The sequence below is a fragment of the Actinoplanes sp. CA-015351 genome (assembly GCF_050955685.1).
Lineage (GTDB): Bacteria > Actinomycetota > Actinomycetes > Mycobacteriales > Micromonosporaceae > Actinoplanes.
On record NZ_CP192102.1, the window covers coordinates 8,414,545 to 8,432,968 of the forward strand.

The 18,424-nt window shown below is 70.5% G+C and carries 14 protein-coding genes; 6 read left to right on the forward strand and 8 right to left on the reverse strand.

The features are described from left to right. Positions 1–139: 139 nt before the first annotated feature. Positions 140–1,453 (forward strand): glycosyltransferase family 87 protein, encoded by a 1,314-nt coding sequence (locus ACQP2E_RS38305; protein WP_433827811.1) that lies wholly within the window; start codon positions 140–142, stop codon positions 1,451–1,453. A 10-nt stretch (positions 1,454–1,463) separates the two neighbouring features. Here the strand turns inward: ACQP2E_RS38305 and ACQP2E_RS38310 are convergent, their stop codons facing one another. From ACQP2E_RS38310 to moaC, 4 genes are read right to left on the reverse strand one after another with little or no spacing between them, the layout of a single operon-like run. Further along, positions 1,464–1,889 (reverse strand): molybdenum cofactor biosynthesis protein MoaE, encoded by a 426-nt coding sequence (locus ACQP2E_RS38310; protein ID WP_433834256.1) that lies wholly within the window; start codon positions 1,887–1,889, stop codon positions 1,464–1,466. 9 nt (positions 1,890–1,898) lie between these two features. Beyond that, positions 1,899–3,128, reverse strand: a complete 1,230-nt coding sequence (locus ACQP2E_RS38315; RefSeq protein ID WP_433827812.1) for a molybdopterin molybdotransferase MoeA — start codon at positions 3,126–3,128, stop codon at positions 1,899–1,901. Positions 3,129–3,151: 23 nt separating this feature from the next. Next, positions 3,152–3,643, reverse strand: a complete 492-nt coding sequence (locus ACQP2E_RS38320) for a MogA/MoaB family molybdenum cofactor biosynthesis protein (RefSeq protein ID WP_433827813.1) — start codon at positions 3,641–3,643, stop codon at positions 3,152–3,154. Then, complete coding sequence (moaC, locus tag ACQP2E_RS38325; RefSeq protein ID WP_433827814.1) at positions 3,616–4,107, reverse strand: cyclic pyranopterin monophosphate synthase MoaC; 492 nt, start codon at positions 4,105–4,107, stop codon at positions 3,616–3,618. The genes ACQP2E_RS38320 and moaC overlap by 28 nt, the downstream gene beginning before the upstream one ends. Positions 4,108–4,562: 455 nt before the next feature. Here moaC and ACQP2E_RS38330 point away from each other — a divergent pair, with 455 nt between their 5' ends. The 4 genes from ACQP2E_RS38330 to ACQP2E_RS38345 all read left to right on the forward strand — a co-directional run bounded on the left by ACQP2E_RS38330 (position 4,563) and on the right by ACQP2E_RS38345 (position 9,457). Then, entirely contained in the window at positions 4,563–7,091 is a 2,529-nt protein-coding gene (locus tag ACQP2E_RS38330) for a putative bifunctional diguanylate cyclase/phosphodiesterase (protein WP_433827815.1), read from the forward strand. A 5-nt stretch (positions 7,092–7,096) separates the two neighbouring features. After that, positions 7,097–8,398, forward strand: coding sequence for a glycosyltransferase 87 family protein (locus tag ACQP2E_RS38335; protein WP_433834258.1), 1,302 nt, complete (start codon positions 7,097–7,099; stop codon positions 8,396–8,398). Position 8,399: 1 nt separating this feature from the next. Then, positions 8,400–8,783 carry a zf-TFIIB domain-containing protein gene (locus ACQP2E_RS38340; protein ID WP_433827816.1) on the forward strand — a complete coding sequence of 128 codons (384 nt, stop codon included), beginning with the start codon at positions 8,400–8,402 and terminating at the stop codon, positions 8,781–8,783. A 356-nt stretch (positions 8,784–9,139) separates the two neighbouring features. Beyond that, positions 9,140–9,457 carry a YbaB/EbfC family nucleoid-associated protein gene (locus tag ACQP2E_RS38345; RefSeq protein ID WP_433827817.1) on the forward strand — a complete coding sequence of 106 codons (318 nt, stop codon included), beginning with the start codon at positions 9,140–9,142 and terminating at the stop codon, positions 9,455–9,457. Between the two features lie 153 nt (positions 9,458–9,610). Here the strand turns inward: ACQP2E_RS38345 and dnaB are convergent, their stop codons facing one another. After that, a complete protein-coding gene (gene dnaB, locus ACQP2E_RS38350) occupies positions 9,611–11,047 on the reverse strand; it encodes a replicative DNA helicase (RefSeq protein WP_433827818.1) in 1,437 nt (478 codons plus the stop codon). Positions 11,048–11,604: 557 nt separating this feature from the next. Between dnaB and ACQP2E_RS38355 the strand changes: the two genes are divergently transcribed. Then, the gene (locus ACQP2E_RS38355; RefSeq protein ID WP_433827819.1) at positions 11,605–16,419 is read left to right on the forward strand and encodes a hypothetical protein; all 4,815 of its coding nucleotides are present in this window, start codon (positions 11,605–11,607) and stop codon (positions 16,417–16,419) included. Between the two features lie 685 nt (positions 16,420–17,104). Here ACQP2E_RS38355 and rplI read toward each other — a convergent pair. The 3 genes from rplI to ACQP2E_RS38370 are packed head-to-tail and all read right to left on the reverse strand — an operon-like array spanning position 17,105 to position 18,407. Further along, the gene (gene rplI, locus ACQP2E_RS38360) at positions 17,105–17,554 is read right to left on the reverse strand and encodes a 50S ribosomal protein L9 (protein ID WP_111650989.1); all 450 of its coding nucleotides are present in this window, start codon (positions 17,552–17,554) and stop codon (positions 17,105–17,107) included. A 14-nt stretch (positions 17,555–17,568) separates the two neighbouring features. Further along, positions 17,569–17,808: a 30S ribosomal protein S18 gene (gene rpsR / locus ACQP2E_RS38365; RefSeq protein ID WP_007073789.1), complete on the reverse strand. Its 240-nt coding sequence runs from the start codon at positions 17,806–17,808 to the stop codon at positions 17,569–17,571. 35 nt (positions 17,809–17,843) lie between these two features. Beyond that, entirely contained in the window at positions 17,844–18,407 is a 564-nt protein-coding gene (locus ACQP2E_RS38370; protein WP_433827820.1) for a single-stranded DNA-binding protein, read from the reverse strand. Between the last annotated feature and the right edge of the window lie 17 nt (positions 18,408–18,424).

Below are 18,424 nucleotides of genomic sequence, written 5' to 3' on the forward strand. Positions count from 1 at the left end.
GTCGGTCTGCGCCTTCTAAGCTCACTTCCGCCCGGCTACAAACCTGCCGCCCACTCTCACCTGGTTTGCCCATTTCTGGGACCGGCCGAGAGAGGGCGACAGCCGTGCCGTGCCCGGAGGACGAGACGGGGGTCGCTCCATGCCGGCAATCGAGAAGGGTGCGCGCCGCGCTGCGCGCAGGCGTTCAGCGTTCCTGACGCTGGGCGGTCTGCTCACGCTCCTGCTCATCACCATCTGCATTCATGGGTACGCGTTAAGCACCCTGGAAGTCCAGTTGGCGGCAATCCGCTCCTGGATAATCGGGGACGGAATCTATACGTACCGTGAGGACGGCACCCCGTTCGGCGCCGCGCTCTCCCCAGTCCTGGCCCTGATGCTGGCGCCCCTCGTGGTTCTACCGTTGCCGGTGGCCGGCTGGCTGCTCGCGCTGACCAGCCTGGCCGCGCTGATGCTGGCCCTGATGGTGCTGGCCGGCCCGGCCGCCCGCGAGCACGGCCGCAGCCGCACCGGGATCGTCCTGGCCCTGACCGCCCTAGCCCTGCTGGCCGGCCCGGTACGCGCCACGATCGGCCTGGGCCGTGTCGACCTGATCCTGTTCGGCCTGGTGGCGGCGGACCTGGTGGCCCTGCGCCGGGCGACGCTGGCCCGGCAACGCTGGTGGCGCAGTCGTTCCGCCACCGGTGACCGATCGCCCGCCGCACGGCTGCGCCGCGTCTGGTTCACCGGCGGCTGGGCCGGCGTCGGCATCGGCCTGGCCGGCGCGATCGCCGCCGGCCCGCTCCTGCTGATCGGATACCTGCTGGTCAGCAAACAGCGCCGGGCCGCACTGACCGCCCTGATCACCGCCACCACGGTCTCGCTGTGCGCGCTGATCGCCGCACCCTCGGAGACCCTGACCTGGTACCGCACCACCCTCTGGGAGATCGACCGCGCCGCGCCGCTCAGCGATTCGGGCAACCAGTCGCTGGCCGGTGTGCTGGCCCGCCTGTACGGCGACTCCGCGCCACCGGTGCTGGTCTGGATCTCGTTCGGCGTGCTTCTTTTGGCGGTCGGCCTGATCCGGGCCCGCTCGGCACACGCCGACGGCGACGAGACCGCGGCGTTCACCCTGGTGGCCCTGGCCGGAGCGGCGGCCGGACCTGTCACGTCGCCCGGCGAGGCGATCTGGCTGCTCCCGGCAGTGCTGATCCTGGCCGACGAAGCGATCCGCCGCCGGTTGGGCACCCGGCTGCCGCGCTCCCGTTTCACCGGCGTCGGCTTCGCGGCGGCCGGCCTGGCCGGTTACGCCCTGATGGTGCTCGACCCGCTCGCCGCCCAAACCTGGAACGGTTACGCCCTGGCCCTGATCTTGCTGGTCAACGCCCTGCCGTGGCGGCACGACAGCATGCCGGCCGCACCGGTTCGCCGGCCGATCCGGCGCGCTGCCGCGATTCCCGGGCCCCGCGGGGGCTGAGCCCCAGGGTCTAGGGGCAGTTCACCCACTCCTCGGTGCCGTCCTGGAAGACCTGGCGCTTCCAGATCGGCAGCCGGGCTTTCGCCTCGTCCACGAGCCGCGCGCACGCCTCGAACGCGGCCGCCCGGTGGGCGGTGCTGACCGCGGCGACAAGCGCAACGTCGCCGATCTTCAGGGTGCCGACCCGGTGTGAGACGGCCACCGCGTAAACCGCCGGGTCGGCGGCGATCTCGTCGGCCACCTCCCGGAGGATCGCGGCGGCGGTCGGGTGGCCCTCGTATTCCAGCAGGGTCACGCCTCGCCCGTGGTCGTGGTCGCGCACCACGCCCTGGAAGGAGACCACCGCACCGGCCCGCACGTCGGCCACCGCGGCCTCGTGCGCGGCCAGATCCAGCGGTTCGTCGACAACCTCGGCGTGTGTCACCACGCCAGCCATGACAGTCACTCAGCGCTCCCCGGGCAGCAGTGGAAGGGGCAGGAAGGGCACCAGGTCGCCGGCCTGCGCCTGAGTTTCGGGGCGGACCACGACGAACCCGTGCGAGTTGGCCAGGCCGCGCAGCATCGCGGAGCCGACGTGCCCGACCGGTGTCGCGGTGCGCCCGGCCGGATCGAGCGCGGCCAGAGCCAAGTGGGTGAAACCGCCCCGGCCGGGCACGGCAGTGCCGGCCTCGACCTGCGGCAGCGGCGGCAACGGACGGCCACGCAGACCGGCCAGCAGCGGCGCGACGAGCGTGACCAGGGCGATCACCGCGGACTGCGGATTGCCGGGCAGGCCGGCGAGGAACCGCGGACGGTCGCCGGGCACCCGGGCCAGCAGCATCGGGAACCCGGGGCGGACCGCCACCGTGTTCACGATGTACTCCGCACCGAGCTCGGCCAGTGCGGGGTGCAGGTGGTCGACCGGGCCGTGCATGGTGCCGCCGGTGGTGCAGATCAGGTCGGCCTCGTCGAGCCCGGCCCGGATCGCATCGAGATGAGCGGACAGGGTGTCCTTGACCGGCCCGGTCACGCCGGTGACGGTCGCGCCGTAACGGCGCAGCCAGCCGGGGACCTGCGGGCCGAGCGAGTCACGGACCCGGCCGGCGCCGGGTGGGCCCTCGGTCAGCAGCTCGTCGCCGAAGACCAGCATCGCGGCGCGCGGCTCCGGATAGACCGCGAGGTCCTGGTAACCGCAGGTGGCCGCGACTCCGATGACCGCCGGGTCGACAGCTGTCCCGGCCGCCAGCAGCTCCTCGCCACGGCTCGCTTCCTCGCCCGGCAGACGCCAGTCCGGGATCTGGCCCCGGCGCGGCTCACCGGAGACCCGGCCGTCCGCACCGGTCGTCGAGTCCTCAATCCGGACCAGAGCGGTCGCGCCCTCCGGCACCATCGCGCCGGTGGCGATCTCGACGCAGGCGCCGTCGCTGCGCAGCGGCAGCGGTGTGCCGCCGGCCAGCACCCGGCCCTCGGGAAGCCACGGCCCGGGGCCGCGCACCGCCCAGCCGTCGATGCTGGAGGTGGGGAACGCGGGCAGGTCGGTGAGCGCTCGCAGCGGCTCGGCGAGGGTCCGGCCGTCCGCGGCGGCGAGCGGGATCCGCTCGGCGTCACCGGCCGCTGCCAGGCCCGCCGCATATGCCAGAGCCCGCGCCTGCTCCCAGTCGACTGGGCCCTCGGTCACACCGGTCGTGTCGGTCACCCCGTGAGCCTATCGCCGAGACATCAATGATCTCCGCCGCGGATCTGGTCGACGGTGTGTTTCAGGATCGGCCCGAGCACGGCCAGCCCGTCCTTGGCCCCGCCCGTCGATCCGGGCAGGTTGACGATCAGGGTGCGGCCGGCCACACCGGCGAGGCCACGGGAGAGCGCCGCCGCCGGCACCCGATCCCGGCTGTACGCGCGAACCGCCTCGGCGATGCCCGGGATCTCGAAGTCGAGCAGTCCCCGGGTCGCCTCCGGCGTGCGGTCGGTCGGGGTCACGCCGGTGCCGCCGCTGGTCAGCACCACGTCGAACCCCTCGTCGAGGGCGGCTTTCAGCGCCTCGGTGACCGGGTCGCCGTCCGGCACGACCACCGGGTCATCAACCTCGCAGCCGAGCTCGCGTAATCCGCTGACGAGGCGCGGGCCGCTGGTGTCGGCGTAGACGCCGGCCGCCGCGCGGTTCGAGGCGACGATCACCCGCGCTCTCACGGGCGGTCCTCCGGGCGTACCCAATCTCCGGTCTTGCCGCCCTCTTTGCGCAGGACGCGGACGGCCTCGAGGCTCGCGGCCGGGTCCACCGCCTTGATCATGTCGATCATCGCGAGGCCGGCCGTGGCGACCGCGGTGAGTGCTTCCATCTCGACGCCGGTGCGGTCGGCGGTCTTCGTGGTCGCGGTGATCTCCACTGTGGTGTCACCCGGTGTCAACTCCACGGTGACACCGTGCAGTCCGATCGGGTGACACAGCGGGATCAGATCCGGGGTGCGCTTGGCGCCCATGATGCCCGCGAGGCGGGCCACCGCGAGGGCGTCTCCCTTGGGCAGGCCGTCGCGGCGCAACAGGTCGATCACCTCGGCCGTGGTGCGAACCCGGCCTGCGGCGACGGCACGGCGGTTGCTGACCGCCTTGGCCGACACGTCGACCATCCGGGCAGCGCCGGTCTCGTCGACATGAGTCAGCTGGAATTCCTGGGGCATACCGGGAGCTTATAGAGCGCCGGCGGTCATCGCGTTCGCATCACTGCCGTATTGGCTTCACACTTTGTCCATACCGGGAGGTCATGCTTCCGGCACTGGTCAGGGCGGGCGCGGACACGGACGAAAATGAATTTCGGAATGCGATTGTCATTGCATTGAGTCGCCATTCCGAAACTGTCGGTGACGAAGTTGCGATCTATTCTCGCATTCTGCGCATAGTTACACGATCCACTTGAAACCGACATGCTCAGGACCCTAAGTTCTGTCCTGTCGCGACAGACAAGTGCCAGATCCCCGTCACCGGAGCACCTTTCCGGCGGCGCCCGCCCAAAATGAGGAGAAAGCCATGCGCGGCAGCAACGACTGGAGCTGAGGACGGCAGTGCGCGACAAGGCGTGCATGAATAGCCTGATGGCCTGGAGCGACGAGGCGATTGCGCTCGGCAACGAGGCGACATGACTGAGACCAGCACTAACGACGACGCGACCGATCGGCGGCTACGGCTGCTCATCGGTCTCGTCGTCGTTGCGGCGTTGATCACGACGGCCGGCTGGGTGCTCTACCTTCTGCACAACCCCGGGCCGCTTCCGGCGCCGTGGGCGTTGGCCCTGCTCAGCGTGGCGGTGGTGGCCGCCAACCGGCTCAAGGTCTCAGTCCGCATCCGGTCCAGCTTGGACGGCACGACCTGGGGCGAGGTCCCGGTCCTGGTCGGCCTGGTCCTGTTCCCGGCACCGTGGGTGGTCCTCTGCTCGGTCGCCGGCGTCACGGCCCTCAAGATCTTCGCCCGTCAGGGTTCCCTCAAGACGGTGTTCGCGGCCGCCAAGGAAGCGCTGACCGCGAGCGCGGCCGGCCTGGTCTTCCTGGTGGCGGGCGTCCGGCCGGACATGCTCGAACCGTCCTTCGCGCCACTCGCCATCGTGGCCGCCCTGGCCGCGTTCACCCTTGTCGACAACGTCGTCTTCGTGCCGGTCATGGCGGTGAACACGCAGACGAGCGTCCGGCTCGCCGCGCTGAAGAACAGCAAGCGCAAGCTCCTCGGCTTCCTCGGCCAGCTCGCCGCCAGCCTCCTGGTGGCCGGTCTGCTCGCCGCCGAGGCGAACATGCTGCTCCTGCTGGTCGTCCCACTCGTTGTGGCTTGCATGCACCTCTGGCAGTCCCGCAGCGCCCGCACCCGCGAGGAACGCGAGTCGTGGCAGCGTCTGGCGAAAGCGACCGACGAGCTGAACGCGGTCGACCTCACGCAGGTGCTGCACGCGGCGACCACCCGTGCGGCGCAGATCTTCTCAGCGGCCGAGGCCACGATCGACGTGACCGCAGGCGGCGCCCGGCGCACCGTGCGCGCCACCGAGTCACACGTGCTCACCGACGGACCGCTGCTCACGGCGCCGCCGCAGCGGGACGAGAAATCGGTCGACCTGGTCGCGCACGACGGTGGCATGCGTGTCGGCGTCCTGCGGCTCGGCTTCGGCGGCGCGGTCCGCCTCACCGAGGTCGAGCAGTACAAACTGCGCACTTTCGCCTCCGCGGTCTGCACCGCCATCCGCAACGCTCAGGCGTACGCGGAGCTCGCCCGGATCGCCGCGGAGAACGAGTACGCCGCCACCCACGACCCGCTCACCGGCTTGGCGAACCGGCGCCGGCTCTACGAGCACGCCGGTGACCTCTACCAGAGCACCGATCAAGCCGGCCTCTTCGCGCTGCTGCTGATCGACCTGAACCACTTCAAAGAAGTGAACGACACCCTCGGGCACGCCGCCGGCGACGACGTCCTGCGCGAGGTCGCCGGCCGGCTCAGCGACGCGGCCGCCGAGGGTGACCTGGTGGCCCGGCTCGGCGGTGACGAGTTCGCGGTGCTGATGACCGGCCTGCCGACACCGGCGCTGGCCACCCACCGCGCCACCTCGATGCTCACGTCGCTGGACGCCAGCATCGAGGTCGAGGGCATGCAGATCACAGTGGACGCTGCCGGCGGCATCGCCCTGGCGGCCGGCAGCGGCGGTGTCGAGGAGCTGATGCGCCGCGCCGACATCGCGATGTACCAGGCGAAACGCACCGGTGAGCCGACTGCCATCTACGTGCATGCCCGGGACACCGCCGATCTGGAACGGCTCATGCTCACCGGCGACCTGCGGCGAGCCGTCGCCGAGCACGAGTTCGCCGTCGAGTTCCAGCCGATCGTCGACCTGGGCAGCGGCGAGGTCGTCTCCGCCGAGGCGCTGGCCCGCTGGCGGCACCCGGCGCAGGGCAGCCTCACCCCGGTCCAGTTCCTGGAAACGGTGGAACGCTCCGGTCAGCTGCCCGCGTTCGCCGACGCGGTGCTGGAGCAGTCACTGATCGCCATGCAGACCTGGCGGGAGGCCGGCTTCGACCTTCCGGTGGCGGTGAACGTGTCGCCGCGCAGCCTGCTCGACCCGAAATTCCCGGCCACCGTGCTGGCCCGGCTGGCCCGCCACGACGTACCGGCCAACAGGCTCACCCTGGAACTCGCCGAGACACTCACCATCAGCCAGCTCGACGTGGTCGAACGCGCGCTGGCCGAGTTGCGCAACGCCGGCGTCCGGCTGGCGATCGACGACTTCGGCACCGGCGTCTCGTCGCTCTCGGTGCTCTCCCGGATCCCGGTGCACCAACTCAAGATCGACCGCGAGTTCGTGGCGGCCGTGGAGACGTCGGCGGAAGCGTCAGCGGTCATCCGGACCACCGTCGACCTGGCGCGCAACCTGCACCTCACGGTCGTGGCCGAGGGGGTGGAGAGCGAACCGCAGCGTCGCGCCCTCTGGGAACTGGGCTGCCTCGCCGGGCAGGGCCACCTCTTCGCCCGGCCGTACTCGGCGGCCCGCTTCCTCGCGGCGCTGCAACGCGGGTCCGGTGGCCGTCCCGGTGTGCTCGCGGCGGCCCTGCACGACGCCGGCGCCGTGGTGCGGATGCCGGTGCGCCGAGCAGGCGGCACCGGGAGATCGTCTCTGCCACACTTGCCCGCGTGACCGACCTGCCCAAAACGACCGGCCTGCTCAGACGTGTGGACCGGGCTGGCGGTGGGCTCGTTGCCGACCTCGTGCTCTACGTGTTGTCCGCCGCGTTCGCACTGATCACCGCGCTCACCTCGACGTTGCTCCCGCATCGCGCGTGGGGCTCGGTGGCGGCGTGGGGTTACGGGGCGGCTGCTCTGGTTGTGGTGGTGCAGCTCTTTCGGCGTACCCAAGGGTCTCGGTCCGGTCTGGATTTTTCCGCGGGCCGTGCGGTCGTCGCGTGGGCGACCTGGGCCGCTGTCGCGCTGTTACCGATGATCATTCAGGCGGTGCAGCGAGCCGGCGGGCGCACCGATCGCGCGCAGGAAGAGGTGGTGGTCGTCGAGCACATGGGCGAGTCGCTGGTGCACACCGGCACGCCCTTTCTGAGCCGCGCCGAGATCGCCGCGCTCCCGCTCGACGAACGTCTGCTCGGTTATCGGCCCTACCAGCCCGGCATGTCCATTTTCGGTCTTCCGCGGGCCATTGCCGGTGATCATTGGTGGACCGACGCGCGGATCTGGTTCGCGATCTTGACGGTGGCCGCGCTCGCCGCGGCCGTCACCCTTCTGCGTTCCCACCCCCATCGGGTACGCGCGATCCAGGCGGCCACCGTCCTCCCGGTGACCGCGCTGACCCTGGCGACCGGTGGCGACGACATTCCGGTCCTGGCCCTCTGCCTGCTCGCGCTGGCCCTGGCCGCGACCGGCCGGTTCGGCTGGTCGGGCGTCGCGGTGGGAGCGGCCGCCGCCTGCAAGCTCTTCGCCCTGCCGGTGGTCGCCGTGCTGGCGGTGCTGGCCGTGGTGACCGGTCATTGGCGCCGGTTCCTGCCGGCCGCGATCGGTCTGCCGCTGCTGGCGCTGATCCCGCCGCTGCTGGTGAACGCGGACTCGCTGATCGAGAACGTGCTGCGGTTCCCGCTCGGGCACGGCCTGGTCACCAGTCCGGCGCAGTCGCCGTTCCCCGGTTATCTGATCTCGCAGATCCAGCCCGGCGGGCGTTACATCGCCATGGCCCTGCTGGTCACGGCGGCTGCGGGCATCGGACTGCGGCTGATCCGGCGGCCGCCGCGAACGGCCGCCGCGGCGGCGTTGTTCTGCGGCTGGGGGCTGCTCGCCGCGATCCTGCTGATGCCGACCACCCGTTTCGGGTACGTCCTGTACCCGGCGGCGTTGCTGACGTGGGTTTCTTGTTTGCCAGGCCCTGTGCTGTCCGGGGCCGGACACAGCCAAGACACAGGTACAACGGCTGCATCGGATGACACAGCCTTGTACCGTCAATGAAATGATGACCTGTCCCAAGTGTCATGGCGAGATGCGGGTCTACGAGCGCAGCGGCGTGACGATCGACCAGTGCGGCGAGTGCCGCGGGATCTTCCTGGACCGCGGCGAGCTTGAGAAGCTCTTCGCCGCCGAGGCGTCGTTCAACGCCCGGCCGGCAGGCCCGGGGCAAGCTCCGCCGCCCCAGGCGCCGGCTCCGCATCACCAGAGCCACCAGCCCGGTTACCCGCCGCCTCCGCCGCCCCCGCCGGCTTACGGCGCTCCGGGTTACCCGCCGCCCGCTCCGGCGTACGGTCGCCCGGCCGCCTACGGCCACCACGGGCACTACCGTCAGCAGCACCACGGGCACTACCGGCGCCGGAGTTTCCTCCACAACCTGTTCGACTGAGCCGTCAGGTTCGTCGTTCGTCAGGGCCGATCGGGCCGCGACCTGTTTCCGGGTCGTGGCTGGGTCGGCCCTTGCTTTTTGCCCTGTCCACGCTTTGGGAAATTCTGTTCCCGGTCCCCACATGAGGGCTCTCCGGCGCGTCCACGCTGAGTGATGACGCCTATTCCTTTTTTGGCATTCGCGGTGCCATTGATCACTGTCGGTGACCACCAAGCGGAGTCGGCCCGTCACTTAAGAGCGAACTATTTCGATAAGGCTCTCTTTTCGTGTGCGTTACGAAGTTACAGAAATACGCAACGTCGCGGATCTTGGGTATTGTCACGTCGCCCCCTCTTGCGGTGAACGGAGGAAGAACCGTGACTGAAACCCTGCGGACCGACCTCGAAGACGTGTACGGACGATACGAAGAATTACGCTCCGGAGTGGACGAACTGCAACGCAGCATCGCCACGATGCAGGTGAGTTCCGAGTCCGAGGACGGCGCTGTTCGCGCCACTGTGGACGCCGACGGCCGCCTCATCAATCTGACGCTGAACCCGGACGCGTACCGGGAATGGGACGCCAACACGCTGGCCCGTGTGATCGTCCAGACCGTGCAGAACGCCTCGGCCGACAAGTACGACCAGATCGAGAACCTGGTGACAAACCACCGGCCGGCCGAGACCGAAGCCTGACGACGTTCGCCCCGGGTGGGGGCCGCGGCGTCTGCGCCGCGACCCGGGTCTTGTCGTTTTGAACAGCTATGTGGTTCAGATGGCTGCTTTAGATGGCTGCCTCAGATGGCTGCTTTAGATGGCTGCCTCAGATGGCTGCTTTAGGTGGCTGCTTTAGATGGCCATGTCCACGAACCGCGACAGGTGCAGCTGCGCCGCCACGGTGACCGTGTCCGTCGGGCCGTTACGGTGCTTGGCCACGATGAAGTCGGCCTCGCCGGCTCGCGGTGACTCCTTGTCGTAGTAGTCGTCGCGGTGCAGCAGGATCACGACGTCGGCGTCCTGCTCGATCGAGCCGGACTCACGCAGGTCGGACAGCTGCGGCCGCTTGTCGGTCCGCTGCTCGGGACCACGGTTCAGCTGGCTCACCGCGATCACCGGGCACTCGATCTCCTTGGCCAGCAGTTTCAGGCCACGGGAGAGCTCCGAGACCTCCTGCTGACGGCTCTCGGTCTTTTTCGGTGAGGACATCAGCTGGAGATAGTCGATGACGAGCAGGCGCAGGTTGTGGCGCTGCTTGAGTCGCCGCGCTTTCGCTCGGATCTCCATGAGGTTCATGTTGGGCGTGTCGTCCACGAAGATCGGCGCCTGACTGATCTCGCCCATCCGGCGAGCCAGTTTCGTCCAGTCGTCGTCGGAGAGCTGCCCCGACCTCAGGTTGTGCAGCGGCACCCGAGCCTCGGCGGAGAGCAGACGCATCACCATCTCGATCTTGCTCATTTCGAGCGAGAAGATGGCGCTGGCGTGGCCGTGCTGGATCGCCGCGTTGCGGGCGAAGTCCATGCTCGCCGTCGACTTACCGAGACCGGGACGGCCGGCCACGATGATCAGCTGGCCGGCATGCAGACCGTTCAGTAGACGGTCGAGGTCCTGGAAGCCGGTCGGGACGCCGGTCATCATGCCGCCGGACGCGCCGACCGCCTCGATCTCGTCGAGGGTGGGCTGGAGCATGTCGCCGAGGGCCGCGAAGTCCTCGCTGACGCGTTTCTCGGTGACGTCGTAGATGGCCTGCTGGGCCAGGTCGACGATGTCGTCGACGTCGCGGCCACCGTTGCCACCGGTGCCGTAACCGAGCTGCACGATCTTCGTACCGGCCTCGACCAGGCGGCGCAGGATCGCGCGCTCCGAGACGATGCGGGCGTAATAGGCGGCGTTGGCCGCGGTCGGCACGCTCTCGATCAGCGTGTGCAGGTAGGGCACCCCGCCGATCCGCCCGAGGTCGCCGGAGTCCGCCAGGGCCGCCGACACGGTCAGGGCGTCGGCGGGCTCACCCCGCCCGTAAAGATCAAGGACGACGTCGTAGATCGTCGAGTGCACCGGACGGTAGAAGTCGGTGGTCTTGAGGATCTCGACGACATCAGCGATCGCGTCCTTGGAGAGCAGCATGCCGCCCAGCACGCCCTGCTCGGCCGCGACATCCTGCGGTGGAGCCTTGTCGTAACCGCCGCCGCCGCCACCACCGCCCGAGCCGTTGCCGCCCTTGCCCCCCGAACCCCCGCCGGCTTGCGACGGTGGACGAGACTCCGGCCTTGCGTCATCGGTGATCGACACCCGGAGACTCCTTCCGCTGGCAATGCCTGGTTGTCACACCCACTTGTCACGCCCGCTTGTCACGATCGAACAACCTGGGTACGACACTTTCGGCTGAACCTCGGGCCGAGTTCAGAGAAAGTCTCCGATCAAAAACGGCACCCGGGGCTGGACCACTGTACGAATCCGGCCCCCACCTGCCCAACTACGTCGGTGGACGAGCCTCGGGACAACCTCGGGACAACCTGTGGACATCTGCCTTTTGCCTGTGCACAGCATGTGGACAACTCTTGGGGATGTGAGCGGCACCCCTCGCCCTAGCAGGAGTTTTGTCATCCCCACCTGTGGAGGGCAGAAAAGGTTCCGGATCAGGGGAAATACCGTCTCGGGTGAGCAAACCGTCGCGCTGAGGCGTTGCGGTTCCGTCCTGAGCACGTCACCCTTTGCACGTGGACCAACGGGAGTGGGACTACGGCGCCCGCATGTCGCGCGAGAGGCGCGCTGCGGAGGCTTGGCCCACCCGGGAACCGGAACCTGATCCGGAACCCAGATGGGCCTCGCTCACTGACACCGGCAGCATGGCGCCGAGTGACGAGGCGCTCACGTGGCAGCGCCGGGCTGACGCCTGGGCGCAGAACGCCGACGTCGAGGTTTACGACGGCGGTGGCGGTCACGCTGTGGAACCGGCCGATAACCGCTGGTCCGATGTTGCCTCCACGGGGCGTACCGCCCTTCCCGCCGACGGCACCGGCTGGCGCACCGAGACGGCCGAGTGGCGGGCCACTGGCGCACGCTGGCGACAGACCACCGAGTGGCGCTCGTCAACCGGCTCCCACGTGTGGCGATCCACCACCGAGGCCTGGGAGTCCGACGAAGAACTCGCCCGGGCCAACGAGCAACCCGCCATCTCCGGCACTGCCTGGCCCACACCCGCGCAGGAGGAGAGCAGCGGCGACAGCCCCGCCTCCTGGCAACGCCGGGCCACCACGCCGGTCGAACAGACACCATCGTGGCAGCAGCCGTCCACCTCCACCCCGTCGTGGCAGCAGCCGGCCTCTTCTTCGGCTCCCTCGTGGCAGCAGCCGGCCTCTTCTTCGGCTCCCTCGTGGCAGCAGCCGGCCTCTTCTTCTTCGGCTCCCTCGTGGCAGCGCTCCAGTGGGTCGTGGGACAACCGCGTACCCGAGCAGCAACAGCCCGGCCCGGGCGAGAACACGACCGGCCTGGCCCGCTGGGAGCGCACCGACGCTCCCGGCTGGCAGACGTCACCCGTCGAGGACGCGCAGCACCTGGTTCGTGAGGACGATCGGGCTGCTTGGCGGCGCGATTCGGCGTCCCGGGACGAGCCGCCGCGACGAGGCCGCCGCCGCGCCCCCGAACCCGACTCGGCGCCCTCCGGCGGCACCGGCTGGTCAACAGGATCAGAATCGGACACCTGGGAAAGCCACACGGACACCGGCAGTATCCCCGCCTGGGGTGCTGAACCCTCCACCAAGGGTGGACAGCCGCGCCGCTACAACAAGGGCGGCGGCGACTGGCGTGAGGACACCTCTTCCTGGAGCGCCGAGCCGGACACCAGCAACTGGACCCGCGACCCGGACACCGGCCAGTGGAGCCGCGCCGAGGACGACCCGCGCGTGCTCGCCTGGCGCGCCGAGGCGGCCCGCCGCGAGTCGGTGAAGGGCGACGAGGCCCCGGACGAGTCCCTGCCCACCCGCACCGGCAGACGCTCCCGCCGCGACGACTTCAGCGGCGCCGGCGGCGCTGGTGGCGCTGGTGCTCCTGGCGGCGTTGGTGCTCCTGGCGGCGTTGGTGGCTCTATTGGTGCTGGTGGTCCCGGCGGCGTTGGTGGCGCGCGTTCTGGTGGCCCTGGTGATGGGCGCTCGCGTGGTTCTGGCCGGGGGGCTGGTAACCCGCGTGGCGGCGTTCCGGGGGGTCCGCTACCGAGCAGCGGGGTGCCTTCTCCGGACGCGGCGTGGCCGACCAGTTCCGTGCCCGTCGACCCGCCACAGACCGGCTCACGCGGCACCGCGATGCTGCCGGCCCCGCGAAGCGGCATGCCGAGCAGCCGCCCGCGAAGCGCACTTCCCGCCTCGAACGGCGCAGCTCCCGGCAGCGCCCCGTGGACCGGCGCCTCCGCACCTGGCGCTTCCATGCCGGGTAGTTCCATGCCGGGTAGTTCCATGCCGGGTGGGTCGGCGCCGGGTGGTTACGACACGGGCCAGCTCCGTCCCAGTGACACGGGCCAGCTCCGCCGCGATGACAGTGGCCGCTTGCGCCCCGGCGACACCGGCCAGTTCCGCCGTGATGACAACGGTCGGCTCCGCCCGGGAGACACGGGCCAGCTGCGCCGCGACGACAGCGGCCGCCTCCGGCCCGGCGACACAGGCCAATTCCGCGGCGACGACAGCAGCCGCGTCCGCCCAGGCGATAGCGGACAAATCCGCCCTGGTGACACCGGCCAGTTCCGGTCCGGGGATTCCGGCCAGTTCCGGTCCGGCGGGTTCCCGGCTGACGAGCGTCGGGGCCGCGAGGAACGAGGCGCCGATGGCTATGCGGCGACTCCGCCCGGCGGCGGCCGTCGCCGGGCCCAGGAACCCGACCCTGGCACGGAGCCCTGGCAGATCCGCCGCGACGCCGAACGCCCCGGCCCGCTGCCCCCACGCCGCGAACTACCCGCCGGCGGCTCGCAGCAACCCATCCCGGAGCAGCAGCGCCGCCCCTACGGCGACCAGTCACCACAGTGGGCACTGCCCAGCGCCCCGCTGCGCCCCATCGACCAGCGCCCCATCGACCAGCGCCCGACCGATCAGCGCCCGACCGATCAGCGCCCGACCGATCAGCGCCCGACCGGCCAGGGCCGCCAGGACGACCGCTGGGACACCTCCCGCGAGCCGTCGGCCCCCGACCGCGCCTGGCCCGGCACCACCCGCCCAGACGCTGCCCGCCCAGACGCTGCTCGCCCGGACACTGCCCGTCCGGTGAGCGGCCCCGCCTGGCGCGACGGCACCCGCCCAGATCTGGCCCGGCCCGATCTGGGCGGACCGTCCAGCGGAGCCTCATGGCAGGACACCTCGCGCGGCCCGGCCCGGCCCGACGACACGCGTGGCACTCCCGGCTGGCGTGACTCGGCCCGTGACGACACACGTGGCGCGGCGTCCGCTCCTTCGTGGCAGGACACTTCGCGTACCGACCCGGCCCGGCCGGTAAGCGGCCCCGCCTGGCGCGACGGCACCCGCAACGACCCGGCACGCCCCGCGAGCGCCCCCGCCTGGCAGGACGGCGGCAGCGGCGCATCCTGGTCCGACTCCGCCACCGGCCGGCCCGGCTCGACCCGCGGCGACCAGCGCGGCCCCGGCCCGAACCCCAGCTGGCAGGACGACCGACGCGGCCCCAGCGTGCAGGACGATCAGCGCGGCCCCAGCGCGGCCCCTAGCTGGCGAGACGACCAGCGCGGCCTGTCCGAGCGCGACGCGGGCGGACGCCCTTCTTGGCAGGACACCTCAGGCGATGTGCGCGGCGCTGCCGGCGGCCGGCCCTCGTGGCAGGACACCTCCGGCGACACCCGCGGCACCCGCCAGTCATGGCAGGAGACGTCCGGCGACACCCGTGGTGCCCGCCCCTCGTGGCAGGACGCCTCGGGCGACGTCCGGGACAACGGCGGACGCCCCTCCTGGCAGGACGCCGGCCGCGACGGGTCCCGCGGCGGCTCTTCCTGGCAAGAACCTCCCCGCGACGAACCCCGCCGCCCGGGCTCTTCCTGGCAGGAACCTTCCCGCGACGAACCCCGAGGCCCCGGCCCCTCCTGGCAGGAACGCGGCCCGAGCGCACCCTCCTGGCAGGATTCAGGCCGAGGAACTGGCGGCAGCCCTTCGTGGCAAGACGACCGTGGCGACGGCCCGTCATGGCAGGACGACCGCAGAGCCGGTGGACCCTCCTGGCAGGGTGAGCGCAGTTCCGAGCAGGCCGCGCGGCCGACCTACAACGCCCCCCTCGCGCTTCCACCAGGCCGCGAACTCCCCCCGGGCCGTGAGCTGCCCCCCGGGCGCGAACCCCAGGCCGGCAACCGCTGGAACGACGCCCCCCGCGACAACCCGGGACGCCCCGGATACGGAGCACCCCGCGACGAGCCGGCGCGACCTGGCTACGGCGCGGCCCGCGCGCTGCCCGCCGGCCCTTCCTCCTGGCAGCAGCCGACGCAGGAACCCGCGCGGGAGCCGTGGGACGAAGGGCGGAAGCCGGCTTACGGCACGCCCGGCCCCTCGCGGGAGCTGCCCGCCGGCGCTTGGCCGGACCCTCTGAGCAACCCGCCGCGACGGGCGAGCGTTCCGGGATACGGCTCCGCCGACCCGTGGAACCCGCGCGGCCCGGTCGCCGAGCCGCCGCCCGGCAACGGGTACGGCGAAGCCGGTGAAACCGCCGACTGGCTCGCGGCCGAACGTGCCGCTGGCGGTCGCCGGACTGCTGACTATCGCGACGGCGCCGGTGAGGGTGGTGAGACCGACTGGCGCCAGTCGTTAGCACCTCAGAGCGACGTTGCCGAGGGTGAATCCCGGCGATATGACACGTCGGACTTTCCCCCCTTTCGGCCCAGTGGGTCCGCAACGGTCGACGGAGCGGCGAATCTGGCCCTGAGTGCCACGTCCGTCATCTCGACTGTCCCGGACGGTGCCCCGCCAGGCGCAATCCCGACAAATCCGGCAGCACTGGCAACCGGCCCGGCACGACCGACAGCAGCGCCCGGCACAGCACGAACGCCGGCGGCAGCGCCTGGCATAGCACGAACGCCGGCGGCAGCGCCTGGCATAGCACGAACGGCGACGGCGCCCGGCACGACACGAATGGCACCGGCTACGGCCGGCGCAGCGCGAACGGCTCCAGCGACCGCCGGCGGCGCAGCGAGCTGGGCGACGGCAGGTAACCCCGCCGGGGCGGTAGCCGAGGACGAACTCGACACCTCGTGGCCGCCGCGCCGCAGCACGGGCGCGTTCCAGGGCACCGGCTCCTATGAGCGGCGCCCGATGACGAGCGGTCTCGTCGCGAGCCGCAGCACCGACCTGCTCGACCCGGACGACGACGAAGAAGACGAAGAGGCAGCCGGCGGTCCACTGGCCGCCGTCGGTTACACGGTGGTCTGGTACGGCGTACCCGTGGTCCTGTTTGTAGGCGGCATGTTCCTGCTCAACAGCGGGCAGCGCAGCCACGCCCTGGACACCCTGGCGAACGCGGCACCCGAGTTCGCGATCTCGCTGTTCATCAGCGTGCTCGTGGCAGTCGGCCTGCGCAAAGCCACAACCGCCTGGAAAGCCGCAAGCATCGGCCTGGCCGCCGCAGTGGTGGGCGGCGGCATAGCCACCGTCCTGAGCTCCGCCATCACCGGCAACAGCCTCAGCTAACCGCACCCACCACCGCGACCCCGGTGGTGGCCGATCCCGGCAAGCCCGCCGCCGGCACCGCTCCCCCCGCCCTGCACCGCTCGGCACCGCTCGGCACCGCTCGGCACCGCTCGGCCTGGATCTTGTGGACTTCCCCGCAGACGTCTCCACACAACTCCACAAGATCGAACAGGCCTAGCCGATCTTGCGGAGTTACGCGCAAACGGCTCGCCGAACTCCACAAGATCCGTAAAGCAACGCCTTCACCACGTCGAACCGTGAGACACCGCGTTCACCACGGCGGAACTGTGTTCACCACGGCGAACCTCTGAAGCTCCGCGTACCCGAAACCGACATGCCACGGACGCCCGTCCCGCAAACTCGTGCACTCGTGGTCGATCAGCCGGCCAAACCGCACAAGATCTCCGAGCAGCACCCGGCACCTCACACCGAGAAACCGCCCACGCCGCCACGCCGCCACGCCGCCACGCCGCCACGCCGCCACGCCGCCACAACACCCCGAACCCGCCATCGGACCACAAATGGCGAAACCCGAACGACCCGACGCGCCAAGATCGCGAATCCTTGGGCGCCACCGCACCCTCACCACCGGCTTTACCCGCGCAACCACACCCATCACCGCATCCGCATGGACAGCAAAAAGCGCGCCAAGCCGAAGCCCAGCGCGCTCTCTGATGCAGCCTGATTACTTGGCGGCGACGACGTTCACCGGGAACGTCGCGGTCACCTCGGGGTGCAGCTTGACCGACACGTTGTACGAGCCCGTGGTCTTGATGTGACCCGGGAGCTCGAGACGACGACGGTCCAGAGCCGGACCGCCGGCGGCCTTGACCGCGTCGACGATCTCGGCCGGGGTGATCGAGCCGAACAGGCGGCCACCGTTGCCGGAGCGCGCGTTCAGCGTGACCTTGAGGCCGGACAGCTGGCCCTTGACCTCGGTCGCCTGGCCCAGGTCACGGATCTCACGAGCCTCGCGGGCCCGCTTGATGACCACGACCTGCTTCTCAGCGCCCTTGGTCCACTGGATGGCGAAGCCCTGCGGCAGGAGGTAGTTACGGCCGTAGCCGTTCTTCACCTCGACGATGTCGCCGGGCGTGCCGAGACCGGACACTTCCTGAGTGAGGATGATCTTCATCTGGGTGTCCTCTCTCAGCGCGCCGTGGCCGTGTACGGCAGGAGCGCCATCTCGCGGGCGTTCTTGACCGCGCGGGCGATCTGCCGCTGCTGCTGGGAGGTCACACCGGTGACGCGGCGGGCACGAATCTTGCCGCGGTCGGAGATGAACTTCCGCAGAAGCGCGGTGTCCTTGTAGTCGATGTAGGTGATCCCGTCCTTGTCGAGCGGGTTCACCTTCTTCTTCGGCTTGCGAAGCGCAGCAGCCTTAGCCATTGCTCTTACTCCTGAACTCAAGAAAGCCCGAGGGCTTAGAAGGGAGGCTCATCGTCGAACGAGGAGTTGCCGCCGCCGGAGCGGCCGCCACCACCAGTGGAGGCGGCAGGTGCAGCCGTGGCCCAGGGGTCGTCGAAGTCGCGGTTTCCGCCGCCGCCTCCGCCGTTGTTTCCACTGGGCTGCCGGTTGCCACCACCGGAGGCGCCGAAGCCGCCGCCCCCGCCGCCGCCGGACCGGCTTGCCTTCTGCACTTTCGCCGTGGCGTAGCGCAGAGACGGGCCGATCTCGTCGACCTCGAGCTCATAGACGGTGCGCTTCTCGCCCTCACGCGTCTCATACGACCTCTGGCGCAGGCGGCCCTGCACGATCACCCGAGCGCCACGCTGCAGCGACTCGGCGACGTGCTCAGCAGCGTCACGCCAGATGTTGCACGCGAGGAAGAGTGGCTCGCCGTCTTTCCATTCGCCCGACTGCCGGTCCAAGGTCCGCGGCGTGGAAGCGATGCGGAACTTGGCGACTGCCGCACCCGAAGGGGTGAAGCGCAGCTCAGGGTCGTCGGTAAGGTTCCCGACGACCGTGATGGTGGTTTCTCCTGCCATGACTTCTCCTCGCCGCT

Coding starts and splice junctions, on each gene's coding strand:
- ACQP2E_RS38355 (WP_433827819.1), top strand. CDS start 11,605: ATGGCGCCGAGTGACGAGGCGCTCACGTGGCAGCGCCGGGCTGACGCC.
- ACQP2E_RS38370 (WP_433827820.1), bottom strand. CDS start 18,407: ATGGCAGGAGAAACCACCATCACGGTCGTCGGGAACCTTACCGACGAC.
- ACQP2E_RS38330 (WP_433827815.1), top strand. CDS start 4,563: ATGACTGAGACCAGCACTAACGACGACGCGACCGATCGGCGGCTACGG.
- rpsR (WP_007073789.1), bottom strand. CDS start 17,808: ATGGCTAAGGCTGCTGCGCTTCGCAAGCCGAAGAAGAAGGTGAACCCG.
- moaC (WP_433827814.1), bottom strand. CDS start 4,107: ATGCCCCAGGAATTCCAGCTGACTCATGTCGACGAGACCGGCGCTGCC.
- ACQP2E_RS38310 (WP_433834256.1), bottom strand. CDS start 1,889: ATGGCTGGCGTGGTGACACACGCCGAGGTTGTCGACGAACCGCTGGAT.
- ACQP2E_RS38340 (WP_433827816.1), top strand. CDS start 8,400: ATGATGACCTGTCCCAAGTGTCATGGCGAGATGCGGGTCTACGAGCGC.
- ACQP2E_RS38305 (WP_433827811.1), top strand. CDS start 140: ATGCCGGCAATCGAGAAGGGTGCGCGCCGCGCTGCGCGCAGGCGTTCA.
- rplI (WP_111650989.1), bottom strand. CDS start 17,554: ATGAAGATCATCCTCACTCAGGAAGTGTCCGGTCTCGGCACGCCCGGC.